This window comes from Streptomyces sp. NBC_01214, assembly GCF_026340975.1.
GTDB lineage: Bacteria > Actinomycetota > Actinomycetes > Streptomycetales > Streptomycetaceae > Streptomyces.
Window position 1 is genome coordinate 2,488,982 of record NZ_JAPEOS010000001.1, and the last position, 21,995, is coordinate 2,510,976.

Annotated in this window: 18 protein-coding genes; 11 read left to right on the forward strand and 7 right to left on the reverse strand. The window is 73.8% G+C overall.

The window, feature by feature from the left end:
- Nucleotides 1-70 precede the first annotated feature (70 nt).
- Together OG594_RS11930 and OG594_RS11935 are read right to left on the reverse strand one after the other, a co-directional pair.
- Complete coding sequence (locus tag OG594_RS11930; RefSeq protein ID WP_266597987.1) at nucleotides 71-1,330, reverse strand: TerD family protein; 1,260 nt, start codon at nucleotides 1,328-1,330, stop codon at nucleotides 71-73.
- A 350-nt stretch (nucleotides 1,331-1,680) separates the two neighbouring features.
- Nucleotides 1,681-3,204 carry an aldehyde dehydrogenase (NADP(+)) gene (locus tag OG594_RS11935; RefSeq protein WP_266597989.1) on the reverse strand — a complete coding sequence of 508 codons (1,524 nt, stop codon included), beginning with the start codon at nucleotides 3,202-3,204 and terminating at the stop codon, nucleotides 1,681-1,683.
- A 127-nt stretch (nucleotides 3,205-3,331) separates the two neighbouring features.
- Between OG594_RS11935 and OG594_RS11940 the strand changes: the two genes are divergently transcribed.
- The 10 genes from OG594_RS11940 (at nucleotide 3,332) to OG594_RS11985 (ending at nucleotide 13,590) form a co-directional block, all read left to right on the forward strand.
- Nucleotides 3,332-4,114, forward strand: a complete 783-nt coding sequence (locus OG594_RS11940) for an IclR family transcriptional regulator (RefSeq protein ID WP_266597991.1) — start codon at nucleotides 3,332-3,334, stop codon at nucleotides 4,112-4,114.
- A gap of 101 nt (nucleotides 4,115-4,215) precedes the next feature.
- Nucleotides 4,216-5,208: a hypothetical protein gene (locus tag OG594_RS11945; RefSeq protein WP_266597993.1), complete on the forward strand. Its 993-nt coding sequence runs from the start codon at nucleotides 4,216-4,218 to the stop codon at nucleotides 5,206-5,208.
- A gap of 65 nt (nucleotides 5,209-5,273) precedes the next feature.
- On the forward strand, nucleotides 5,274-6,482 hold the full coding sequence (locus OG594_RS11950) for a sensor histidine kinase (RefSeq protein ID WP_266602836.1): 1,209 nt from the start codon (nucleotides 5,274-5,276) through the stop codon (nucleotides 6,480-6,482).
- Nucleotides 6,479-7,156, forward strand: a complete 678-nt coding sequence (locus OG594_RS11955; protein ID WP_266597995.1) for a response regulator transcription factor — start codon at nucleotides 6,479-6,481, stop codon at nucleotides 7,154-7,156. Before OG594_RS11950 ends, OG594_RS11955 begins: the two co-directional genes overlap by 4 nt.
- Nucleotides 7,157-7,218: 62 nt before the next feature.
- Nucleotides 7,219-8,667, forward strand: coding sequence for a penicillin-binding protein 2 (locus OG594_RS11960; RefSeq protein ID WP_266597997.1), 1,449 nt, complete (start codon nucleotides 7,219-7,221; stop codon nucleotides 8,665-8,667).
- Nucleotides 8,668-8,730: 63 nt separating this feature from the next.
- The gene (locus tag OG594_RS11965) at nucleotides 8,731-9,231 is read left to right on the forward strand and encodes a GNAT family N-acetyltransferase (RefSeq protein WP_266597999.1); all 501 of its coding nucleotides are present in this window, start codon (nucleotides 8,731-8,733) and stop codon (nucleotides 9,229-9,231) included.
- 62 nt (nucleotides 9,232-9,293) lie between these two features.
- Nucleotides 9,294-10,001, forward strand: a complete 708-nt coding sequence (locus OG594_RS11970; RefSeq protein ID WP_266598001.1) for a DsbA family oxidoreductase — start codon at nucleotides 9,294-9,296, stop codon at nucleotides 9,999-10,001.
- A gap of 117 nt (nucleotides 10,002-10,118) precedes the next feature.
- Entirely contained in the window at nucleotides 10,119-11,180 is a 1,062-nt protein-coding gene (locus OG594_RS11975; protein WP_266598002.1) for an aminotransferase class V-fold PLP-dependent enzyme, read from the forward strand.
- A 111-nt stretch (nucleotides 11,181-11,291) separates the two neighbouring features.
- Nucleotides 11,292-12,368 carry an amidohydrolase family protein gene (locus OG594_RS11980; protein WP_266602838.1) on the forward strand — a complete coding sequence of 359 codons (1,077 nt, stop codon included), beginning with the start codon at nucleotides 11,292-11,294 and terminating at the stop codon, nucleotides 12,366-12,368.
- Between the two features lie 283 nt (nucleotides 12,369-12,651).
- Nucleotides 12,652-13,590: an SCO1860 family LAETG-anchored protein gene (locus tag OG594_RS11985; protein WP_266598004.1), complete on the forward strand. Its 939-nt coding sequence runs from the start codon at nucleotides 12,652-12,654 to the stop codon at nucleotides 13,588-13,590.
- 263 nt (nucleotides 13,591-13,853) lie between these two features.
- Here OG594_RS11985 and OG594_RS11990 read toward each other — a convergent pair whose 3' ends face one another.
- Together OG594_RS11990 and cobC are read right to left on the reverse strand one after the other, a co-directional pair.
- On the reverse strand, nucleotides 13,854-15,077 hold the full coding sequence (locus tag OG594_RS11990) for a CapA family protein (RefSeq protein ID WP_266598006.1): 1,224 nt from the start codon (nucleotides 15,075-15,077) through the stop codon (nucleotides 13,854-13,856).
- 222 nt (nucleotides 15,078-15,299) lie between these two features.
- Entirely contained in the window at nucleotides 15,300-16,721 is a 1,422-nt protein-coding gene (cobC, locus tag OG594_RS11995) for an Rv2231c family pyridoxal phosphate-dependent protein CobC (protein WP_266598008.1), read from the reverse strand.
- A gap of 131 nt (nucleotides 16,722-16,852) precedes the next feature.
- Between cobC and OG594_RS12000 the strand changes: the two genes are divergently transcribed.
- Entirely contained in the window at nucleotides 16,853-17,578 is a 726-nt protein-coding gene (locus OG594_RS12000) for a ZIP family metal transporter (RefSeq protein ID WP_266598010.1), read from the forward strand.
- A gap of 20 nt (nucleotides 17,579-17,598) precedes the next feature.
- On the opposite strand, the gene OG594_RS12005 is transcribed toward OG594_RS12000, so the two are convergent.
- The 3 genes from OG594_RS12005 to OG594_RS12015 are packed head-to-tail and all read right to left on the reverse strand — an operon-like array spanning nucleotide 17,599 to nucleotide 21,784.
- Complete coding sequence (locus OG594_RS12005) at nucleotides 17,599-19,068, reverse strand: cobyrinate a,c-diamide synthase (RefSeq protein WP_266598012.1); 1,470 nt, start codon at nucleotides 19,066-19,068, stop codon at nucleotides 17,599-17,601.
- Complete coding sequence (cobO, locus tag OG594_RS12010; protein ID WP_030386572.1) at nucleotides 19,062-19,661, reverse strand: cob(I)yrinic acid a,c-diamide adenosyltransferase; 600 nt, start codon at nucleotides 19,659-19,661, stop codon at nucleotides 19,062-19,064. The genes OG594_RS12005 and cobO overlap by 7 nt, the downstream gene beginning before the upstream one ends.
- Entirely contained in the window at nucleotides 19,661-21,784 is a 2,124-nt protein-coding gene (locus OG594_RS12015) for a putative cobaltochelatase (RefSeq protein ID WP_266598014.1), read from the reverse strand. Before OG594_RS12015 ends, cobO begins: the two co-directional genes overlap by 1 nt.
- Nucleotides 21,785-21,995: the final 211 nt, after the last annotated feature.

A 21,995-nucleotide genomic window follows, 5' to 3' on the forward strand; every position in this document is an offset into this window, starting at 1 on the left:
ACCCGCGGATTACGCGTGGCATCCATCACCCGCAACGCGTACCGGTGGCCGCATGTGCCCGCCCACCTGCTCAGAGTGCTTGCGCGGCGGGCTTGACCATGCCGCGCACTGTGCGCGACTTCACAAAGTCGCCCATGGCCGTCATCTCCCACTCGCCGGAGAACTGCTTGATCAGCTTGGCCATCATCACGCCGGTCTGGGGTTCGGCGCTCGTCAGGTCGAAGCGCACCAGCTCCTCGCCGCTCGCCGCGTCGATGAGACGGCAGTAGGCCTTGGCCACCTCGGTGAACTTCTGGCCGGAGAAGGAATTGACCGTGAACACCAGGCCGGTGGCGTCGGCGGGGATCCGGCCGAGGTCCACGACGATCACCTCGTCGTCGCCCGCGCCCTCACCGGTGAGGTTGTCACCGGAGTGCTTGATGGCACCGCCGAGGATGGACAGCTTGCCGAAGTAGCAGCTGTCGATGTGGTTGCGCTGGGGGCCGTACGCGATGACGGAGGCGTCGAGGTCGATGTCCTTGCCGCGGAAGGCGGGCTCCCAGCCCAGCCCCATCTTGACCTGGGAGAGCAGCGGGCGGCCGCCCTTGACGAGGGAGACGGTCTGGTTCTTCTGGAGGGTGACCCGGCCCTTGTCGAGGTTGATCTTCCCGGAGCCGGGCGCGGGGGCCGCGGGTGCGGGGGGCGCCGCGGGGGCGATCGGGGCGGAGGGAGCCGCGGGCGTGGTGGCGCCGCCGAGCCAGGGGGAGGCCGGGTAGGAGACCGGCGGGGACTGGGGAGCGGGGGGTGCGGGAGGCGCCGGGGGTGCGGGCGGGGTCACGGCCTGGGGCGCCGCGGGCTCCTCGTCCACGGAGACCCCGAAGTCGGTGGCGATGCCCGCGAGGCCGTTGGCGTACCCCTGGCCGACCGCGCGCACCTTCCACACGCCGCCGCGCTGGTAGACCTCGACGACGACGAGCGCGGTCTCGCTGCCCAGCCGCGGCGGGGTGAAGGAGGCGATCACCGCGCCGCCGTCGGCGTTGCGCACGGTGCCGGTGGGCTCGATGCCCTGGAAGGACTGCCCGGCGGCGTCGGGGCTGGCGGTGACCACGATCCGCTCGATGCCCGGGGGCAGCGCGGCCGTGTCCACGGTGATCGAGTCCGGTGCCGCACCCCCGCCGGAGCGGTAGCTGACACCGGGACCGGAGGGCTGGTTGAAGAAGATGAAGTCGGCGTCGGAGCGCACCTTGCCGTCCGCCGTCAGGAGCAGGGCCGATACGTCGAGCCGTACCGGCGCAGCCACGTCGACCGTCACGCGGACGGCGTTGAGCGGCAGGTTGGATCCAGGGGTCATAGCGGTCATGCCCGGAGAACGACCGGAGGTGCTTTGCCGTTCCCTTACCCTCGCGGGATATTTCGGGATGTTTCAGTGCTGATTGCGGGGGTGGCTGCGCGCAGGGCGGCCGCGGTGCGGCCCCGGTGGGTGGTGACGACGGAGCCGTCCCGGTGGCGTTCGTACGTGAACCCGTGCGGCTTCGGCATGCTGCGCAGCATGCCGCGACGGACGGACTCGGGACGGGCCCTGCGATTGACACGGCGGTCCGGCGGTCGGGCGGTCGGGCGGTCCGGCGGTCCGGCGGTCCGGTGTCCCGGCGGCGGGCGGCACGCCCCTGCCGCCGGGACACCGGCGCGGCCGGTTCCCGCTCAGCCCCCGGTGACCTGGCGCGGCAGCCCCAGCGGGTTGGCCTCGCGCAGCTCCGCCGGAAGGAGCGCGTCCGGCACGGACTGGTAGGCCACCGGCCGCAGCCAGCGCTCGATCGCGGTCCCGCCCACCGAGGTGGAGTGCGAGGTGGCCGCCGGGTAGGGGCCGCCGTGGTGCTGGGCCGGGGCCACCGCGACCCCGGTCGGCCAGCCGTTGACCACGATCCGCCCCGCCAGCCCGGTGACCTGCCCGATCAGCTCGGCGGCCGGGCCGGGCGCGCCCTCGGTCTCGGCGGCCGACAGCTGGAGGGTGGCGCTCAGGTTCCCGCCGAGGAGCCCGAGCACCGCGCCCGCCTCGTCCTGGTCGGCGTACCGCACGACGACGGTGACCGGACCGAAGCACTCCTCCAGGAGGACGTCGTACGCGCCGCGCTCCAGCAGGTGTCCGGCCCGTACGGTCAGGTAGCCCGCCCCGACGGTGTGCTCGCCGCCGGACCCCGGGGTCACGGGTGCGTCGACGCCGGGCAGCGCGGCCCGCTCGCGCACCCCGGAGACGAAGTTCTCCCGCATCCGGTGGTCGAGCAGCACGCCGGGCTCGGTCTCCCCGAGCGCCTTGGTGAGTTCGCCGGTGACCCGGTCGCCGTCCGCGCCCTCGGGGACCAGCACCAGGCCGGGCTTCACGCAGAACTGGCCGACGCCGAGGGTGACCGATCCCGCGAGCCCGGCGCCGATCTCCTCGGCACGTTCGGCGGCCGCGGCCGGGGTGACCACGACCGGGTTGAGGGAGCCCAGTTCGCCGTGGAAGGGAATGGGCACGGGCCGGGCGGCCGCCGCGTCGAACAGGGCCCGCCCGCCCCGGATGGAACCGGTGAATCCGGCGGCCGCCACCAGCGGGTGGCGGATCAGTTCCAGACCGGCGTCGAACCCGTGGACCACGCTCACCACGTCGGCCGGGAGCCCGGTCAGGGCCGCGGCCCGGCGCAGCAGCGAGGCGCACAGCTCGGAGGTGGCGGGGTGGTCGGGGTGCGCCTTGACGACCACCGGGCAGCCGGCGGCGAGCGCGCTCGCGGTGTCCCCGCCGGGGACGGAGAAGGCGAGCGGGAAGTTGGAGGCGGCGTAGACCGCGACCACGCCCAGCGGGACCTTGTAGCGGCGCAGTTCGGGGCGCGGCGGGCTGAGGGAGGGGTCGGCGCGGTCGATCCGGATGTCGAGGTAGGCCCCGGCGTCCACGGCGTCGGCGAAGGCGCGCAGCTGGCCGGTGGTGCGGGCCAGTTCGCCGGTGAGCCGGCCCGGGCCGAGGGCGGTCTCGGCGTCGGCGGCCTCGATCACGTGGGCGGCGGCTTCGTCCAGCAGTGCGGCGGCGGCGCGCAGGAAGGCGGCGCGCACGGTGGCGTCGGCGAGCGGGCCGCGGGCGGCGTGGGCGGCCCGTACGGCTTCGTCCACCTCGCCCGGTGTGGCCTCCACCGCAACCTGTTCGCGCTGCTTCCCGGTGCGGGGGTCCACACTCCAGACTGGTGTCGTTGTCATGGCCCACTGCCTCCTGGATCGTTCAGTATTCTGAACGCAGTTCCGGTGGATGAATGATCACATCTGCTGTGGACTCTATTTCCGCGTCCTCGGCGTGACAAGAGGCGACCAGAGGGGAAGCAGGCGTATGACGACGACCGAGTCGGGGATCCCCGCCCAGGCGGCGCCGGTCAAATCTGCGGTGCGGACCGTCCTGCTGCTGGAGCACTTCGCGGCGCGGCCGGGGCTGCACAGCCTGGCCGACATCCAGAACGACCTCTCCCTGCCGAAGTCCAGCCTCTACATGCTGCTCCGGACGCTGGTGAACCTGGGGTGGGTGGAGACGGACGCGACGGGCACCCGGTACGGCATCGGCGTACGGGCCCTGCTGGTCGGCAGCTCGTACATCGACGGCGACGAGGTGGTCGCCGCGGCCCGGCCCACCCTGGACCGGCTCTCCGACGAGACGACCGAGACCATCCACCTGGCCCGGCTGGACGGGACGAGCGTGGTCTACCTCGCCACCCGGCAGTCCCAGCACTACCTGCGGCCCTTCACCCGGGTCGGGCGGCGGCTGCCCGTGCACTCGACGGCACTCGGCAAGGCGCTGCTCGCCACGCATGCGGACGCCGAGGTACGGGCGCTGCTGCCGCGGCGGCTGGAGGCGGTCACCGAGCACACCATCACCGACCGGGAGCAGCTCATCGAGGAGCTGGCGCTGGTGCGGGAGCAGGGGTACGCGCTGGACCGGGAGGAGAACACGCTCGGGCTGCGCTGCTTCGGGGTGGCCGTGCCGTACCGGACGCCGGCGCGGGACGCGGTGAGCTGCTCGGTGCCGGTGGCCCGGCTGACGGGGGAGCACGAGCAGGTCATCAAGGCGGCGCTGTTCGAGGCGCGGGACCGGTTGTCGGTGGTCACGCGCCGCATGTGATGCGCCGCGGGCGGGGCGGGTGTTGTTCCTCCCCCGCGTGGGGGAGGTGGTTCCCCTTCAAGGGGGAGGTGGTGGGGCGGCGCGACGGCGACCGTTGAATCATGAACACGCGAGAGATGCGCCTGAGTGACCTGACGGTGGTGAAGCGGCCGTCACCCTTGCGCCCGGGGACCGGGCGGCGGATGCTGCGGGCGGTGGCCCTGACCGCCACCGTGCCGTATCTGGGGCTCAAGACGGTCTGGTTGTGCGGGAGTCACCTCGGCATACCCGAGGGCAGTGTGCTGCGGGATCCGGGCCCGTTCTTCATGGCGGCCAATTCCGTCACGCTGGCCATGGACGCCTGCGTGATCCTTCTCGTGCTGGTGTTCACCAGGCCTTGGGGCATACGGGTGCCGGGCCTGCTGCTGACCGTTCCGGTGTTCGTGGCCACCGGGCTGTTGACCCCGATCCTCTTCGGCTTCCCGGGGCAACTGCTCGTACGGGCCCTCGGCTTCGGGACGGATCCGGTGGTGCAGGCGGCACGGGTGCCCTTCCTGGACCCGTGGGTGTTCCACGTCGTCTACACCGGGTTCACGGTCCAAGGAATCGCCCTGGCCGCTCTGTTCGTGCCCTATGCGCGGGAGCGCTGGGGGTGGGCGTGGCGGGGCGTGACGGGGGAGCGGCTGCCGTCCTCCGCGGGCGTGGTGGCGGCAGCCGCGGCGGCCTTCGGCGTGGTGGTGGCAGGAGTGTTGGTGTATTGGGCCTCGGGGGGTACCGCCGGTCTGGACGCCGAGCGGGCGGGCGCACACTCCGCGGACACCGCCGTGGTGTCCGTGGTCCACGCGGTGTGCGCGCTCGCCGCCGGAGCGGGGGCCGTACTGCTGGCCCGTGGTGGGACGCTGAGGGCATGGTGGCCGCTGTGCCTCGCCTGGGTCGGCGGGGCGGCGACGCTGAGCTGGGGGGCATGGGTGATGATCGCCGCGCTGGGGCCGCAGCTGGACGGTGGCGAAGGGCCTCCCGCCGCAACGCTGTTGATCTACGCTGGTCAGATGATCACCGGATTGCTCACCGGCACCGTCCTCATACGCTTCCTCAGCACCCGCCGCCCGGGGTGAACCGGCTGCCGGTGGCGCGGGCCCGGTGGCGCTGGGTGCACCTGATCCTCGGCGGCGCCCTGCTCATGCCGTACTTCCTGCTCGCGCAGGTGGTGGTCGGTGTCGTCGCGGGCGGGGTCAAAGCGCTCAACTCCGCCCCGCTCACCTTCCTCGCCTATGTCGCCTGCCTGCCCCTCGTCGCCGTTACGGCGCTGTTCGGGCCGGTCCGGCCGATGTCGGTGGCCGCCGTCCGGGCCATGTGCGAGGTACCGGGGGAGCGGTTGGCCGACGGGCCGGCCCGCTCATGGGGCGCCCGGGGGCGGGCCTCGGCCTGGTGGACCCTGCACCTGGGCACCGGCGCGCTGATCAGCGGAATGACCCTTGCGGTACCGCCCATGGCGGTCATGCTGATCGCGGTGCCGGTCGTGGGGCAGCTGCGGGACGTCCGGTTGGGGTACGGCTGGTTCGCCATGGACACCGGCCCGTACGCCGCCCCCCTGCTCGGGATCGGCCTGCTGGCCGGGCTCACCCTCTGCGCGGTCGGGGCCGGGCAGCTGCTGGCCAGGATGGCGCCCGTACTGCTCGGGCCCACGGCGGCGGACCGGCTGGCCGCGGCCGAGGAGCGGGCCGCCGACCTGGCCCTGCGCAACCGGCTGGCCCGCGAGCTGCACGACGCGGTCGGTCACGCCCTGAGCGCCGTCACCCTCCAGGCCGCCGCCGCCCGGCGGATGCTGGAGCGCGACCCCGGCTTCGTACGAGAGGCGCTGGCCGCGATCGAGGACACCACGCGGCGGACGGTGGGCGAGCTCGACGCCGTACTGGGCCTGCTGCGGGACGGGGACCCGGCCAGGTCGGACGCCGCGCCCGCGCCCACCCTCGCCGCCGACCTGGACGGGCTGCTGGCCCGCACCCGGGTCGCCGGCACCACCGTCACCGCGCACCAGGACCCCGGACCCGCCGGGGACTGGACCGCCCTCCCGGCGATCGCCTCCCGCGAGGCGTACCGGATCGTCCAGGAGGGCCTCACCAACGCCCTGCGGCACGGCGCGGGCCCGGTGGACCTGAGGATCCGCATACAGGCCGGCCCCGACCCCGCACACCGCGAACTGGAGATCACCATGACCAATCCACCGGCAGTACCCGCCGAGGGCCGGGAGACCCGTACCACCGGGGGCCGCGGACTGCGCGGCGCCGCGGAACGGGCCGCGCTGCTCGGCGGCAGCGTCGAGGCCGGCCCGCACGGGGACCGGTGGCGGCTTCGGGCCGTCCTCCCGCTCGCCGGGGAGGCCCGATGACCGCGCCCGTGCCGCGACCGCCGCTGCGCATCGTGCTCTGCGACGACGAGCGGATGGTCCGCACCGCGCTGCGGGTGATCCTGGAGGGCGAAGCCGACCTGGAGGTCGTCGGTGAGGCCGCCACCGGGGCCGAGGCGGTTCCGCTGGTCCGCTCACTGGCCCCCGACGTGGTGCTCATGGACGTGCGGATGCCCGAGATCGACGGCATCCGGGCCACCGAACAGATCCTCGCCACCATGGCCGAGCCGCCCCGGATCGTGGTCGTCACCACCTTCGAGAACGACGCCTACGTCTACGACGCGCTGCGCGCGGGAGCCGCCGGCTTCCTCCTCAAGCGGGCCGACCCCGACGAGCTGATCGGCGCGGTCCGGCTCGTCGCCCGCGGAGACTCGCTGCTCTTCCCGGCCGCCGTCCGCTCCCTCGCCGCCGCCCACACGGCCGGAGCCCCGATCGCCGAGGCGCCCTGGGTGGCCCGGCTCACCGAGCGCGAGGCCGACGTCCTGCGTCTGATGGCCACCGGCCTGTCCAACCAGGAGATGAGCGAGCGCCTCGGCGTCGGACCGCAGACCGTCAAGACCCATGTCGGGGCGGTCCTCACCAAGACCGGCTCCCGCGACCGCACCCAGGCGGTCATCGCGGCCTACGAAGGGGGCTTCATCATGAAGAAAGGCTGAGAAGCCCGCCACAATCGGGGCAGAGCGGAACGGCTGGGGCCGCCGGGACGTCCTTCTGGGGGATGAACAAGACGATCAGGCGTGCGTCGGTCTTCTGTCTGCTCCTGGTGCTGGCCCTGCTGGTCCGCGTCACCTGGGTGCAGGCATACCAAGGCCAGGCCCTCGCAGAAGACAAGCACAACCGCCGGAACCTCATCGGGCAGTACCAGAACCCGCTGGGCAACATCATCGTGGGCGGGGAGGCGATCACCGGCTCGGTCAAGACGGGCGGCAAGGACTTCGCCTACAAGCGGACGTACGTCGACGGTCCCCTCTACGCCCCCATCACGGGCTACAGCTCCCAGGCCTACGGCAGCACCCTGCTGGAAGGCATCTACAGGAATGTCCTCAACGGCTCCGACAGCCGACTGAAGACGGTCATGGACACGCTCACCAACAAGCGGGCCTCCCCCGGCAACGTCCTGACCACCATCGACAAGGGCGTCCAGAAGGCCACCTACGACGCACTCCAGGGCAAGCAGGGCGCGGCCGTGGCCCTGGACCCCGCGACCGGCGAGATCCTCGCCGTGGTGAACAACCCGTCCTTCGACCCGGGCAGCATCGCCGGTGCCAACGACAAGGAGGCCTGGGCGGAGCTCTCCGCGGACAAGGGCAAGGCCCTGGAGAACGTGGCGCTGCGCAAGCCCCAGGCGCCCGGCTCCACCTTCAAGCTCGTCACCCTCGCCGCGGCGATCGAGAACGGCCTCGTCACCGACCTCGACCGGCAGACCGGGATCGCCGACCCGTACACGATCCCCGGCACCCGCACCCCGCTGCCCAGCGAGGCGGGCTCCGCGGCCTGCAACAACGTCTCGGTGCGCACCGCCCTGAAGCTGTCCTGCAACAACGTCTTCGCCGAGCTCGCCTCCAAGCTGGGTCAGGACAAGATGCGGGCGACCGCCGAGAAGCTCGGTTTCAACGTGCAGATCGACACCCCGGTGCGCACCAACCCGCCCAGCAAGTACCCGTCGAAGAAGATGTCGGTCGACCAGGTCGCGCAGACCGGTATCGGCCAGTTCGACGTGCAGGCCACCCCGCTCCAGATGGCGATGGTGACGGCCGCGATCGAGAACGGCGGCAAGCTCGTCGCCCCGCACCTGGTCTCCGAGGTCACCGACGCGGGCGGCAACGTGCTGGAGAGCTTCAAGGACGCGAAGTCCCAGCGGGTCATGGGAGAGAAGACCGCCACGATGATCCGTGACGCCATGCGCACGGTCGCCACCGAGGGCGGCGGCAAGCCGGCCCAGGTGTCCGGCGCCGAAGTGGGCGGCAAGACCGGTACGGCCCAGCGCGGTGTCAACAACAGCCTCGCTCCGCTGGCCTGGTTCACCTCGTACGGCAAGTCGAACGGCAAGCAGATCGCGGTGGCCGTGGTGATCGAGAACTCCGACACCGACCGCTCCGAGATCGGCGGCGGGAAGCTGGCCGCCCCCATCGCCCAGAAGATGATGGAGGCGTGGCTGAAGAAGTAGCCGCGAAGGCCGCGCGGCCGACGCGCCGGGAACCGTCGAGGCTCCCGGCGCGTTCCCACTCCCATGATCAGAGCCGCGCACCCCGCCGACCTCCCCGCGATCGCCGCCCTGCACACCCGGGCCCGCGCCACCTACTACCAGGGCCACATCCCCGAGCAGGCCTACCTGGGCGACGCCGAGCTCCAACGCACGCGCGAGGGCTGGTCGCGGGCCATCGCCCGGGACGCCGCCGAGGGCGAGGTGCTCTGCGCCGAGCAGGACGGCGAGGTCACCGGGGTCGCCGCGTTCCGCACGCAGGACGGCGAGACCACCCTCACCCAGCTCCACGTCGACCCCGTCCACTGGCGCCGGGGCACCGGGGCCGCCCTGCACGCCGCCTGCCTGGACGCCTGGCGGCGGGCCGGAATCCGCCGGGTCCGCCTGGAGGTCTACGAGCACAACCTCCGCGCCCAGGCGTTCTACGCCACCCAGGGCTGGCTCGCGGATCCGGCGGCCCCGCGCTCGGGCACCCACCGCACCCTCTGGCTACAGGTGGGCCGGGCATCTGCCCCGTCCGGGGAATGAGACGGGGCGGTGAATGGTTGAACCGCAAACCGTTCCCCCTGAACCCGGAGAGAAGAAGGATCATGCGCGTCGAAATCTGGAGCGACATCGCTTGTCCCTGGTGCTACATCGGAAAGGCGCGTTTCACCAAGGGCCTGGCCGAGTTCGCGCACCGCGACGAGGTGGAGGTCGTCTTCCGGTCCTTCGAGCTCGACCCGGGCGGGGCGAAGGGCGTCACCGCTCCCGTCGTCGAGATGCTCGCCAAGAAGTACGGCCGCACCCTCGACGAGGCGCGCGGCATGGAGGAGCACGTCGCCGCCAGCGCCCGCGCGGAGGGGCTCACCTACCGGACCGAGGGCCGCGACCACGGCAACACCTTCGACATCCACCGGCTGCTGCACCTGGCCGCCGCCCGCGGCCGACAGGAGGAGCTGCTCGACCTCGCCTACCGGGCCAACTTCGGTGAGGAGCGCTCCGTCTTCGACCCCGAGGTGCTGATCGCGCTCGCCGTCGAGGCCGGACTGGACGGGGCCGAGGCCCGCGCCGTCCTCGCCGACGACTCCGCCTACGCCGACGAGGTCCGGGCCGACGAACGCGAGGCTGCCGAGCTGGGCGCGAACGCCGTGCCGTTCTTCGTCCTCGACCGCCGCTACGGGATCTCCGGCGGACAGCCGGCCGAGGTGTTCACCCGGGCCCTGGAGCAGGCGTGGGCCGGGCGCGAGGTCGAGGAACCGGCCCCCGCCGCCGAGGCCTGCGAGCCCGACGGCGCGTGCGCGGTCCCCCAGGCATAAGGACCGCTCGGGGAGGGCCGGGGGGAGCCGGGGAGAGCCGGGGAGAGCCGGGGGACTCGGGAGACTCGGAGCGCTCGGCGATGGACTGTGGGCCGAGTCTGGCGCAGAGTTGAAGGCATGGATCTTCCGCTCGCCGAAGCGACCCGTGCCGAGTTCGCCCACTCCACCACCTACCTCAACACCGCCAAGTGCGGGGTCGTCCCGCGTTCCGCCGTCGCGGCCGTACGGGAGCTGGCCGAGGCGGCGGGGGCCGGGCTGCCCACCGGCTTCGGCGACTTCGACCGCGTGAACGGGGCCCGGGCGGCCTTCGCCCGCCTGGTCGGGGTGGACACCGACCGGGTGTCCATCGGCTCGGCCGTCTCCACCCACGTCGGCCTCGTCGCCGCCTCGCTCCCGCCGGGCGCCGAAGTGCTGTGTCCCGAGGGTGATTTCGCCTCCGTGATCAACCCCTTCGTGGCGCGCGGCGACCTCAAGGTGCGCTTCGCCCCCCTCGACGCCGTCGCCGAGGCCGTGGGCCCCGGTACCGCCCTGGTCTCGCTGAGCGTCGTGCAGTCCGCGGACGGCCGCAAGGCCGACCTGCCGGCGGTGCGCGCGGCGGCGACCGCGCACGGGGCCCGGATGCTCGTGGACGCGACCCAGGCGGTCGGCTGGCTCCCCTTCGACGCCTCGCCGTACGAGTACACCGTCGCCGCCGGCTTCAAATGGCTGCTCGGCGTGCGCGGAGCCTCGTACCTGACGGTGTCGCCGCAGGCCCAGCACACGCTCACCCCGCTGCACGCCGGATGGGTTCCGGCGGTGGCCGCAGGGGACGCCACCTACGGGCCGATGGCGGAACTCGCGCACGGAGCGCGGCGGTTCGACGAGTCCCCGGCCTTCCTCGCCTACCACGCGTCCGAGTCGGCACTGGCCCTGCTGGAGCGGATCGGCATCGAGGCCGTCCACGCCCACGACACCGCCCTGGCCGCCCGCTACCGGGCCGGGCTCGCGCGCCTGGGCCACGAACCCGTCTCCGGCGACTCCGCCATCGTCTCCGTGCCGGGCCTCGCCGACCGGCAGCCCGCCCTGGAGGCGGCCGGCATCGCCACATCCGCCCGCGCGGGCCTCCTGCGGGCCTCGTTCCACCTCTACAACACGGAGGCGGACGTGGACCGGCTCCTGGACGCCCTCTCCGCCTCCTGAAGGGGCAGGGCCCGTGCGTACAGTGCCGCCATGAGCGATGTGAGCGGTGTGAGCGGCGCGAGCCATGCAGGCGATGTGCACGACGGGCGCGACGGGCGCGACGGGCGCGAGGTGCTGCACGTCAAGGGGCGGGTGCTGATCGGGCCCGACGAGGTGCGCGACGAGCTGTGGGTGGTCGGCGGGCGGATCTCCTACGAGCGCCCGCCCGGCGCGCGCGAGATCACCACGGTGACCGGCTGGGCCCTGCCCGGACTGGTCGACGCGCACTGCCACGTGGGCCTGGACGCCCACGGCCCGGTCGATGCCGAGACCGCCGAGCGCCAGGCCCTCACCGACCGCGACGCCGGCACCCTCCTCATCCGCGACGCCGGTTCGCCCTCCGACACCCGCTGGATCGACGACCGCGAGGACCTGCCGAAGATCATCCGGGCCGGGCGGCACATCGCACGCACCCGCCGCTACATCCGCAACTACGCCCACGAGATCGAACCCGCCGACCTCGTCGAGTACGTCGCCCGCGAGGCGCTGCGCGGCGACGGCTGGGTCAAGCTCGTCGGAGACTGGATCGACCGCGAGGCCGGGGACCTCACGGCCTGCTGGCCGCGCACCGAGGTCGAGGCGGCCATCGCCGAGGCGCACCGGCTGGGTGCCCGCGTCACGGCGCACTGCTTCGCCGAGGACTCGCTGCGCGACCTGGTCGAGGCGGGCATCGACTGCATCGAGCACGCCACCGGCCTCACCGAGGACACCATCCCGCTGTTCGCGCAGCGCGGGGTCGCGATCGTGCCGACGCTCGTGAACATCGCGAACTTCCCGAAGATGGCGGCGGGCGGCGAGGCGAAGTTCCCGCACTGGTCGGCGCACATGCGGCGGCTCCACGAGCGGCGTTACGACACCGTCCGCGCCGCCTACGACGCCGGCATCGAGGTCTTCGTCGGCACCGACGCGGGGGGCTCCCTGCCGCACGGCCTGGTCGCGGCGGAGGTCGCGGAACTGGTCAAGGCCGGTATCCCGCCGATCGACGCCCTCTCCGCGACGACCTGGGCGGCCCGCGAGTGGCTCGGCAGGCCGGGGCTGACCGAGGGGGCACCCGCCGACCTCGTGGTGTACGCCGCCGACCCGCGGGCCGACGTGCGCGTGCTGGCACAGCCGCTGCGGGTCGTCGTGAACGGCAGGGTCCGGGCCTGAGCCGCGCGGTGGCGTCCGGTTGACGCCGCGTGACATCGGGGGCCCGCCGGTCGTTGAGGAGGGCCGCACGGGCCGGACGTTCGTGAAAGGAGAGAACTCGCGTTCTTCGTGGGGCGCAACGATTCGAATACGCACCCGGAAACCACCCTTTGGGGTGAACTCACCTCAGGTTGCCCCTCGTTCACCCACAGTGCGTAAAGATTCCGGAGTCGAGTCCGTCGGCGCCCGCGATGTCCCCCATCGGCGGCGCGACGGCACCCAACTCCCCGGGGGTTCTACCACCGTGAACAGCCATACCTTCCTCAAGCCCGCGGCCGTCCTCCTCGCCACGGGAGCGGTGGCCCTGCTCGCCGCTCCGCCCGCCGTCGCCACGGGAGGCGGCGCGGCCGGGGGTGAGGGCAAGGCCGGCGCCGTCGTCCTGCGCGCCGCACTCGACGTGGGCCTGCTCAACAAGACCGCGCACGTCCCGCTGAAGACGACCCTCAACGAGGTCACTGCCCCGGCGACGGCCGAGAAGACCGCGCTGACCGTCACCCTGGACGGGGTCGAGGGGAACAATCCGGTCAGCGTGCTGCGCGCCGACGTGGCCACCTCCAAGGCGAGCGCCGACAAGACCCGGGCAGAGGCGGAGGCCAACCTCGCCAAGGCCTCCGTCCACGTGCCCGGACTGCCGCTGCTCTCCCTCATCGAGGTGGAGAAGGTCACCTCCAAGGCGGTCTGCGAGGCGGGCAAGAAGCCGGTGGCCAGCGCGAACGCCCTCGGGAAGGTGACGGCGCTCGGCAAGAAGGTGACGCTGTCGACGGGTGGCCCCACCAAGGTCGAGGTCCCCGGGGTGGGCCAGGTCGACCTGCAACTGTCCGGTACCGAGACCACCTCCACCACGGCCGCCGCGGCCGCGCTCCGCCTGAAGGTGGCGGTCAACCCGCTGAACCTGAACGTGGCGCAGGTCGACGGCGAGATCGTGCTCGCCGAGGCGCACTGCGAGTCCCCGGCGACCCCGCCCGCGAACCCGGACGTCAAGCCCCAGGCGGGGACGGGGACCGGCTCCGGCTCCGGTTCCGCCGTGTCCGGCGCCGCCGCCGGCAATCCCGGCACCCCCGGTGCCAACCTCGCCGAGACCGGCGGCGGTTCACTGACTCCCTACGTCGCAGGCGGGGCCCTGACCCTGCTCGCCATCGGCGGGGGCGCGCTCCTGATCACCCGGCGGGGCAGGGCCTCGTAGGGCGGCCGGGAGCCCCGGGCCGCCGCCCGGCGCGCCCGCCCCGAGGAGCGCACGGAGGGGAGTGCTCAACGGGTGACGGGCGAGGACGGGCGGCGTGCCCGGCGACGCATGGGCCTGCGGGGGCCGCCGTTTCGAGGGCCCCGGAGGTCTGCGGGCGCCGGTGGCCTGCGGGCGCGGTGGTCTGCGGGCCCCGGTGGCCGCGGGGTCGACGGCCGGCTCGGCGCGCGACGTGCTCGGCGGGTCGTGGTCGGCCGGTGGCGTGTTCAGCGGGTGGCGTGCTCCAGGCCCTGTCCGCCCGCGCCGCGTGCCATCACGGCCTCGGTGACCTGCTGGTCGATCCGCGCGTACTCGTTCCGCTTCGCGGCCGGGAGCGAAGTGTCCGAGGCCGCGCAGGAGGCGCAGACGACGCGGAACGGCGGACCCATGTCCGAGTACTGCGTGAGGTATTCGGCCTTCACCACTTCCCAGCGGCCCGGATGGCCCGCCGCCGGGGAGAAGGTGAAGCGGGGGATCGAGGACTGGTTGCCGCGCAACTTGTCGGCCGGTACGAAGCTGGCGACCTGGTCACCCATCCCGAAGACCACCCACGTGCCGTTGATCTTCTCGTAGGGCTGCGGCACGTGGTTGTGCGTGCCGATGATCAGATCGATGTCGGGGAGTCCGTCGGCCGAGCGGGCGGCGGTCAGCGCCTGCGCCAGTTCCTTCTGCTGTTCATCGGGCGCCGTCTGCCACTCGGTACCCCAGTGGATGCTGAGCACCACCACGTTCGCGCCCGACGCCCGGGCGGCCCGGGCGTCGGCGACGATCCGGTCCTTGTCGATCAGGTTGACGGCCCACGGCTTGCCCGGGGGGATCGGGATGCCGTTCGTACCGTACGTGTAGGAGAGCTGGGCGATCTTCGCGCCGCCCGCCGTGAGCAGCGCCGGGGCCTTGGCCTCCTCCGCGCTGCGGGCCGAGCCGACGTGCTGGATGCCGACCCGGTCGAGGTGCTCCAGGGTGCGGGCGAGGCCCTCGTAGCCGTCGTCCAGGGTGTGGTTCGAGGCAGTGGAACAGCTGTCGTACCCGGCGTCCCCCAGGGCGTCCGCCAACTGGTGCGGGGCCTTGAAGGTGGGATAGCCGGTGTAGGGGCCGCCGGGGCGCCCGTACGGTATCTCGTGGTGGCACATCGCCAGGTCGGCGGCGGATATCAGGGGTTTGACCCCGGCGAGTATCTTTCGGAAGTCGTACTCCCCGGCCTTGCCCGCGTCGTCCGCCGACCGCTGGACGATCGACGGGTACGGGATGATGTCGCCGGTCGCCACCAGCGTGAACGGCTTACCGGCGGCGCCCGCGGGCGCGTCCGCCGTGCCCCGGCCCGGCTCGCCCCGGAGCCGCTGTTCCGTGGCGGGCCCCGCACCGTTGTCGAACAACTGCGGTACGGCGTACATCCCGCCGCCCACGACCGCCAGCGCGGCCAGAGCCACGCCCGTCTTGGCGGATGACTTCATTCCCGACCCCCGATGTCATGCACTGATGCGGGGATCCTCACCCGGCCCCGCCCCCGCGGCCATCGTAGGGAGCCGTACGGGTGACGGCCCCATCGGCGCTCCGTAAGGACTGCAGGTAGGACGGGCGCCGTGGAGGTCGGCCCGGCCGGCGCGCGCTGGGCCCACGCTCGGGCCACCCTCAGCCTGCGTTCAGCCCACCCTCAGCCCGCGCTCAGCCCGCGCTCAGCGCGCCGCCAGTGCGAGGGCGTGGTCCAGGGCCTGGAGCAGCCGGCCCGTCGTCGCCCGGTCGCGCACCGCCAGCCGGAGCCAGGAGTGGTCCAGCCCCGGGAAGGTGTCCCCGCGGCGGACGGCGAAGCCGAGGGCGCGCAGCCGGGTGCGGACCTCGGCCCCACTCGCCACCCGGATCAGGACGAACGGCCCCTCCGCCACCCCAAAGACCGTCACCTCGTCGAATTCCGCGAGCCCGGCCAGTAGGTGCGCCCGGTCCACCGCGATCCGCCGGGCGGCTTCCTCCGCCTCGGCGAGCGCCGCCGGAGCCACACAGGCCTCGGCCGCCACCAACGCCGGCGTCGACACCGGCCACAACGGCTGCGCGGCCGCCAGTTTCACGATCACCTCGGGCTCGGCCAGCACGTAGCCGATCCGCAGCCCCGCGAGCCCCCACGTCTTGGTCAGGCTCCGCAGCACCACCAGCCCCGGCAGGTCCATCCGTCCGGCCAGGGCCTCCCGCTCGCCCGGGACCGCGTCCATGAACGCCTCGTCCACGACCAGGATCCGTCCGGGCCGGGCCAGCGCCGCCAGCGTCCCCGCCGGATGCAGCACGGACGTCGGGTTGGTCGGATTGCCGATCACCACCAGGTCCGCGTCCTCGGGCACGGCCGCCGGGTCCAGCCGGAAGCCGTCCGCCGCCCGCAGCACCACGCGCTCGACCTGGTGCCCCGCGTCCCGCAGGGCCGCTTCCGGTTCGGTGAACTGCGGGTGCACCACGACCGGCCGTACGGCTCCCAGGGCCCGGGCGATCAGTACGAAGGCCTCCGCGGCCCCGGCCGTCAACAGCACCCGCTCGACCGGCAGCTCGTGCCGGGCCGCCACCGCCGCGCGGGCCCGCCGCCCGTCGGGATATGCGGCGAGGTCCCCGAGCGAGGCGGCGATCCGCTGCTTGAGCCAGTCCGGCGGGGTGTCCGCACGTACGTTGACCGCCAGGTCCACCAGGGCGGAGCCCGCGTCGATCACCTCGGCGTCCCCGTGGTGGCGCAGGTCGTGCGCGGCGGCCGTGGCCACGGCGCAGGTCGCCGCCACCGACCGCCGCTTGGGCACGAGGAGTTCCCCGCCGCCCGCGAGGGCGGCGGCCTCCGCCACCGAGGGGGTCCCGGTGGCGGTGCGCGCCGCCTCCGAGGGGTGCGGCACGGCGATGGCGGCCAGCCGGGCGGCGGGGTAGCTCACCAGCGGCACGCCGAAACGTTCCGCCGCGCCCGTGATCCCGGCCTCGCCCGCCTTGGACTCCACCGTGGCCAGCGCCGTGACCGCCCCCACGGTCAGCCCGGCCCCCCGCAGCGTCTCCTCGACCAGGGCGCAGACCTCCGCGACGGAAACCCCCGCGCGTCCGCCGACCCCGACCACCACCTGCGTCGCGTACTCGCCCACCGGGGGCCGTCCCTCCGTAGTCACCGTCACCATCACCGGCACATGCCCGGCCGGTCGGCCGTCAACACTCCGCCGCCCGCCACCTGCGCGCAGACGTGCACTCGGGGCGAGGAGTCTGTATTCAGGGGCGCATGGCCGTGATCGTGGCGTTGGGCGCGTTCCTGATGACCCTGGCGGGCGGATGGGCGGCGCAGCGCGTCACCGACCGCCGCCACCTCGTGCTGGGCCTGGCCGGCGGGCTGATGCTCGGCGTCGTGGGCCTCGACCTGCTCCCGGAGGCCCTCCACGCAGCGGGCGAGGAGGTGTTCGGCGTCCCGCTCGCCCTGCTGCTCTTCGTGGCCGGGTTCTTGGTCGCGCACGTCGTGGAACGGCTGCTGGCGGTCCGCCAGGCCGCGCACGGCGCCGAGGACGGCGCCCGCGTTCCCCAGGTCGGGCTCACCGCGGCCGCGGCCATGGTGGGCCACAGCCTCGCCGACGGGGTGGCCCTCGGCGCGGCCTTCCAGGTCGGCGGGGGGATGGGCGTGGCCGTGGCGCTGGCCGTCATCACCCACGACTTCGCCGACGGGTTCAACACGTACACCCTCACCAGCCTCTACGGGAACGACCGCCGCAAGGCCCTGATGATGCTCCTCGCGGACGCCGTCGCCCCGGTCGTGGGCGCGGCGTCCACCTTGCTGTTCACCCTTCCGGAGGAACCCCTCGGCGCGTACCTCGGCTTCTTCGGAGGCGTCCTGCTGTACCTCGCGGCCGCCGAGATCCTGCCCGAGGCGCACCACAAGCACCCCGCCCTGTCCACGCTGATGTGCACGGTGGGCGGGGTGGCCGGGATCTGGCTGGTGGTGGGCATCGCGGACTGAGCGCCGGCCGGGGGCGGAGGTCACCGCCGTGCTGCCGCGGCTTCCGCGAAACGGCGCGCCACGGACGGCTCCGCCGCCCAGTGCGTGTGCAGGTAGCTCGCGTGCACACCCTGCTGCACGAAGCCCTCGACCCGGCGCTCGGGGTGCGTGAACCCCCACGCCGGGGCCGCCCCCGCACCCGGCTCGATCACCGTCCGGTGGAACTCGTGCCCGCGCAGCCGGGTCCCGGCCTGCGCGAGCGCGCTGTCGGACACCGCCACCGCCTCGCGGTAGCCGAGGGTGAGGCGCTCCGACATTCGTGCGTCGGCGTCGAGCACCCCGCACATGGGCTTCCCGTCCAGCGACCGGCCGAGGTACAGCAGCCCGGCGCACTCGGCGGCGACCGGGCCGCCGGCCGCGGCGAAGGCGGCGACGGCCGCCCGCAGCGGCTCGTTGGCGGACAGCTCGGGCGCGTACACCTCCGGGAAGCCGCCGCCTATCACCAGGCCACTGGTGCCGGGCGGGAGCGCCTCGTCCCGGAGCGGGTCGAAGGTGACGACCTCCGCTCCGGCGGCGGTGAGCAGCTCCGTGTGCTCGGCGTACGAGAAGGTGAACGCGGCGCCGCCGGCGACGGCGACCACCGGCCGCCTGCCGGGGGCTCCGCTGAGGTCTGCCGGTGCGGCGCCGTTGCCGGGGGCGCTGCCCCCGGAATCCCGCGCCTCAAACGCCGGCGAGGCTGAAGTGCCGCCCCGGCTGCGCGTCAACGCAGCAGCCGGCGACCACGCCTCGCAGTCCAGGGGCGGGGCCGTGCGGGCCAGGGCCATCAGGGCGTCCAGGTCGCAGCCCGCCCGGACCTGCGCGGCCAGCGCCGCCACCGAGGCCAGCGCATCGGTGTGCCGCTCGGCCACCGGGACCAGCCCCAGGTGGCGCGAGGGCGTGGCCACCTGCGGAGCCCGCCGCAGGACACCGAGGACCGGCATCCCCGCCTCCTCCAGGGCCTCCCGCAGCATCACTTCGTGCCGGTCGGAGCCGACCTTGTTCAAGATCACGCCCCCCAGCCGCACCTGCGGGTCGAAGGACGCGAAGCCGTGCACCAGCGCCGCCACCGACCGCGACTGCGAGGAGGCGTCGACCACGAGCACCACCGGCGCCCGCAGCAACTTCGCGACCTGCGCCGTAGAAGCCAGTTCGCCCCGGCCCGCGGCGCCGTCGTAGAGCCCCATGACGCCCTCGACGACGGCCAGATCGCACCCGGCCGCCCCGTGCGCGAACAGCGGAGCGACCAGCTCCGGCCCGCACATGAAGGCGTCGAGGTTGCGCCCCGGCCGGCCGGTGGCCAGCGCGTGGTAGCCGGGGTCGATGTAGTCGGGCCCGGCCTTGTGCGGGGACACGGCGAGGCCGCGCTCCGAGAAGGCCGCCATCAGGCCCGTGGCCACGGTGGTCTTGCCGCTGCCGGACGACGGAGCGGCAATGACCAGCCGAGGCACGTTGAACGGGTACGAAGTCACCACTCGATGCCCTTCTGACCCTTCTGTCCCGTGTCCATCGGGTGCTTGACCTTGGTCATCTCGGTGACGAGGTCCGCGAACTCCACCAGCTTCTCCGGCGCGTTGCGGCCCGTGATCACCACGTGCTGCGTGCCGGGACGGCCCCGCAGCACCTCGATGACCTCGTCGACGTCGATCCAGCCCCAGTGCATCGGGTAGGCGAACTCGTCGAGCACGTACAGCTTGTGCGTCTCGGCCGCCAGATCGCGCTTGACCTGCTCCCAGCCCTCCTTGGCCGCCTGCTCGTTGTCGAGCTGCGCGTCCCGCTGGACCCAGGACCAGCCCTCGCCCATCTTGTGCCAGACGACGGAGCCGCCCTCGCCGGAGGCCCCGAGCACCTTCAGCGCGTTCTCCTCGCCGACCTTCCACTTCGCCGACTTGACGAACTGGAACACCCCGATCGGCCAGCCCTGGTTCCAGGCGCGCAGCGCCAGCCCGAAGGCCGCCGTGGACTTGCCCTTGCCGGGGCCGGTGTGGACGAAGACCAGCGGACGGTTGCGGCGCTGGCGCGTCGTGAGCCCGTCGTCCGGAACGACGGACGGCTGTCCCTGAGGCATTACGCGGCCCTCCTGTTGTTGCTGCTGTGGGGTGAAGCGGTGGATGTCACTGCGGTACGTACGTTCTTCACGAGCCCGGCCAGCGAGTCGGCCCGCAGCCCGTCGAGCGTGACGGCGGGCCCGCCGAGGTCACGGGCCAGTACGCCGGCCAGCCCCAGCCGGACCGGCCCGGACTCGCAGTCCACGACCACCGAGGCGACGCCCCCGGCCTGTAGCAGCCGCGCACTGTGCCCCGCGAGCTCCCGCGGGCTGCTGTCCGTACGGCCCCCGAGGTTCCCGGCCGAGGTGGCCCGCCCGTCGGTGACGACCACGAGCAGCGGCCGGCGCGAGGGATCCCGCAGCCGCTCGATCCGCAGCACCTCGTGGGCCTTCAGCAGCCCGGCGGCCAGCGGGGTGCGGCCGCCCGTCGGCAGCTGCTCCAGCCGGGCGGCGGCCGCGTCCACCGAGGAGGTCGGCGGCAGCGCCAGGTCGGCCGTGGCCCCCCGGAAGGTGATCAGACCGACCTTGTCCCGGCGCTGGTAGGCGTCCAGGAGCAGGGAGAGCACGGCGCCCTTGACCGCGCTCATGCGCTGCCGGGCGGCCATGGAACCGGAGGCGTCGACGACGAAGAGGACGAGGTTGCCCTCGCGCCCCTCCCGCGTGGCCTGGCGCAGGTCGTCCTTGCGGATCACGAGGCCGCGCCCGTCGCGGCCGCGCGCCTTCTGGTGCGGGGCGGCGGCCTGGATGGTGGCGGTCAGGTGCAGTTTCGTCAGGTGTCCGCGCGGGCGCTGGGCGCCGGTGGTGCGGCCGTGGGCGGTACGGGCGCGGGAGCGGCGGCCGGACGCGCCCTCGCCGAGGCCGGGGACGCTGAGCATCTTGGTCCGGAACGGCTCGGCGGCACCGACCGCGGCCTGCTCGGGCCCGGTGCTCTCCTGGGCGGCGGGCTGTGGGGCCTCGGGGGCATCCGCGGGCGCCTCGCCGCCTTCGGGGGCCTCGGGGGTCTCGGCCGAGGGGCCCGGGTCCTGGGGTCCGTCCTCCTGCGGGGGCGTGCCGCCCGGGCCGCCGTCGGGTCCGCCGTCCCCGGGTCCGCCGTCGTCGGGGCCCTCGGGCTCCGGCTCGGGCTCCGGCTCCTCGTCGGGGAACTGGTCCAGGATGCGGTCGAGCATGTCCTCGTCCAGCCCCGGCGCGTCGAACGGGTTGCGGCGCCGCCGGTGGGGGAGCGCCAGCAGGGCGGCCTGCCGGACGTCCTCCTTGCACACGTCGGTCCGCCCGGCCCAGGCGGCCAGCGCGGTCGCGGTCCGGGCCATCACGATGTCGGCGCGCATCCCGTCGACCTCGAACCCGGCGCAGGTCGCCGCGATCTGCAGGAGAGCGGTGTCGCCGAGCGAGACCTTCGGGAGCAGCGCCCGTGCGGCCACCACCCGGGCGCGGACCTCGTGCTCGTCCCCGGCCCAGCGGGTCGCGAAGCCCGCCGGGTCGTCCTCGTAGGCGAGCCGGCGGCGGACCACCTCGACGCGCTGGGCGGGCTCGCGGGAGGCGGCCACCTCGACGGTGAGTCCGAACCGGTCGAGGAGCTGCGGCCGCAGCTCACCCTCCTCGGGGTTCATCGTGCCGACGAGCAGGAAGCGGGCGGCGTGCCGGACGGAGACGCCCTCGCGCTCGACGTAGGAGGCGCCCATTGCGGCGGCGTCCAACAGCAGGTCGATCAGGTGGTCGTGGAGGAGGTTGACCTCGTCGACGTAGAGGATCCCGCGGTGGGCGTCGGCGAGCAGCCCGGGCTCGAAGGCCTTCACGCCCTCGGCGAGGGCCCGTTCGATGTCGAGGGCGCCGACGAGGCGGTCCTCGGAGGCGCCGACGGGCAGCTCCACCATGCGGGCGGGCCGCAGGCCGCCGGGGCCGGGCTCGTGCGGGCCGTCCGGGCAGGCCGGGTCCGGCGCGGTGGGCGCGCAGCTGAACCGACAGCCCGACACGACGTCGACCTGCGGCAGCAGTGCGGACAGCGCGCGAACGGCGGTGGACTTGGCGGTCCCCTTCTCACCGCGCACGAGCACCCCGCCGACCGCTGGGCTCACGGCGTTGAGCAGGAGCGCCAGCCGCAGGTCGGTCTGGCCGACCACTGCGGTGAACGGATACGGGGTGCTCATGTGTTGCTCACTCCTTGGAAGGTGTGGACCGTTGCCGTGTGCGGCGCCGCTGCCGGGGCTCCGCCCCGGACCCCGCGCCCCAAGCGCCGGCGGGGCTTGATTTGGCAGGTGCCGTGCGCCCGGTGCGGCTGGATTGCCCGCAGGGCAATTTCAGCCCCGCCCGGGGGCCCCTCCCAGCGGTAGCCGGGGGAGTGTGAGGCGCGGGTCTGGG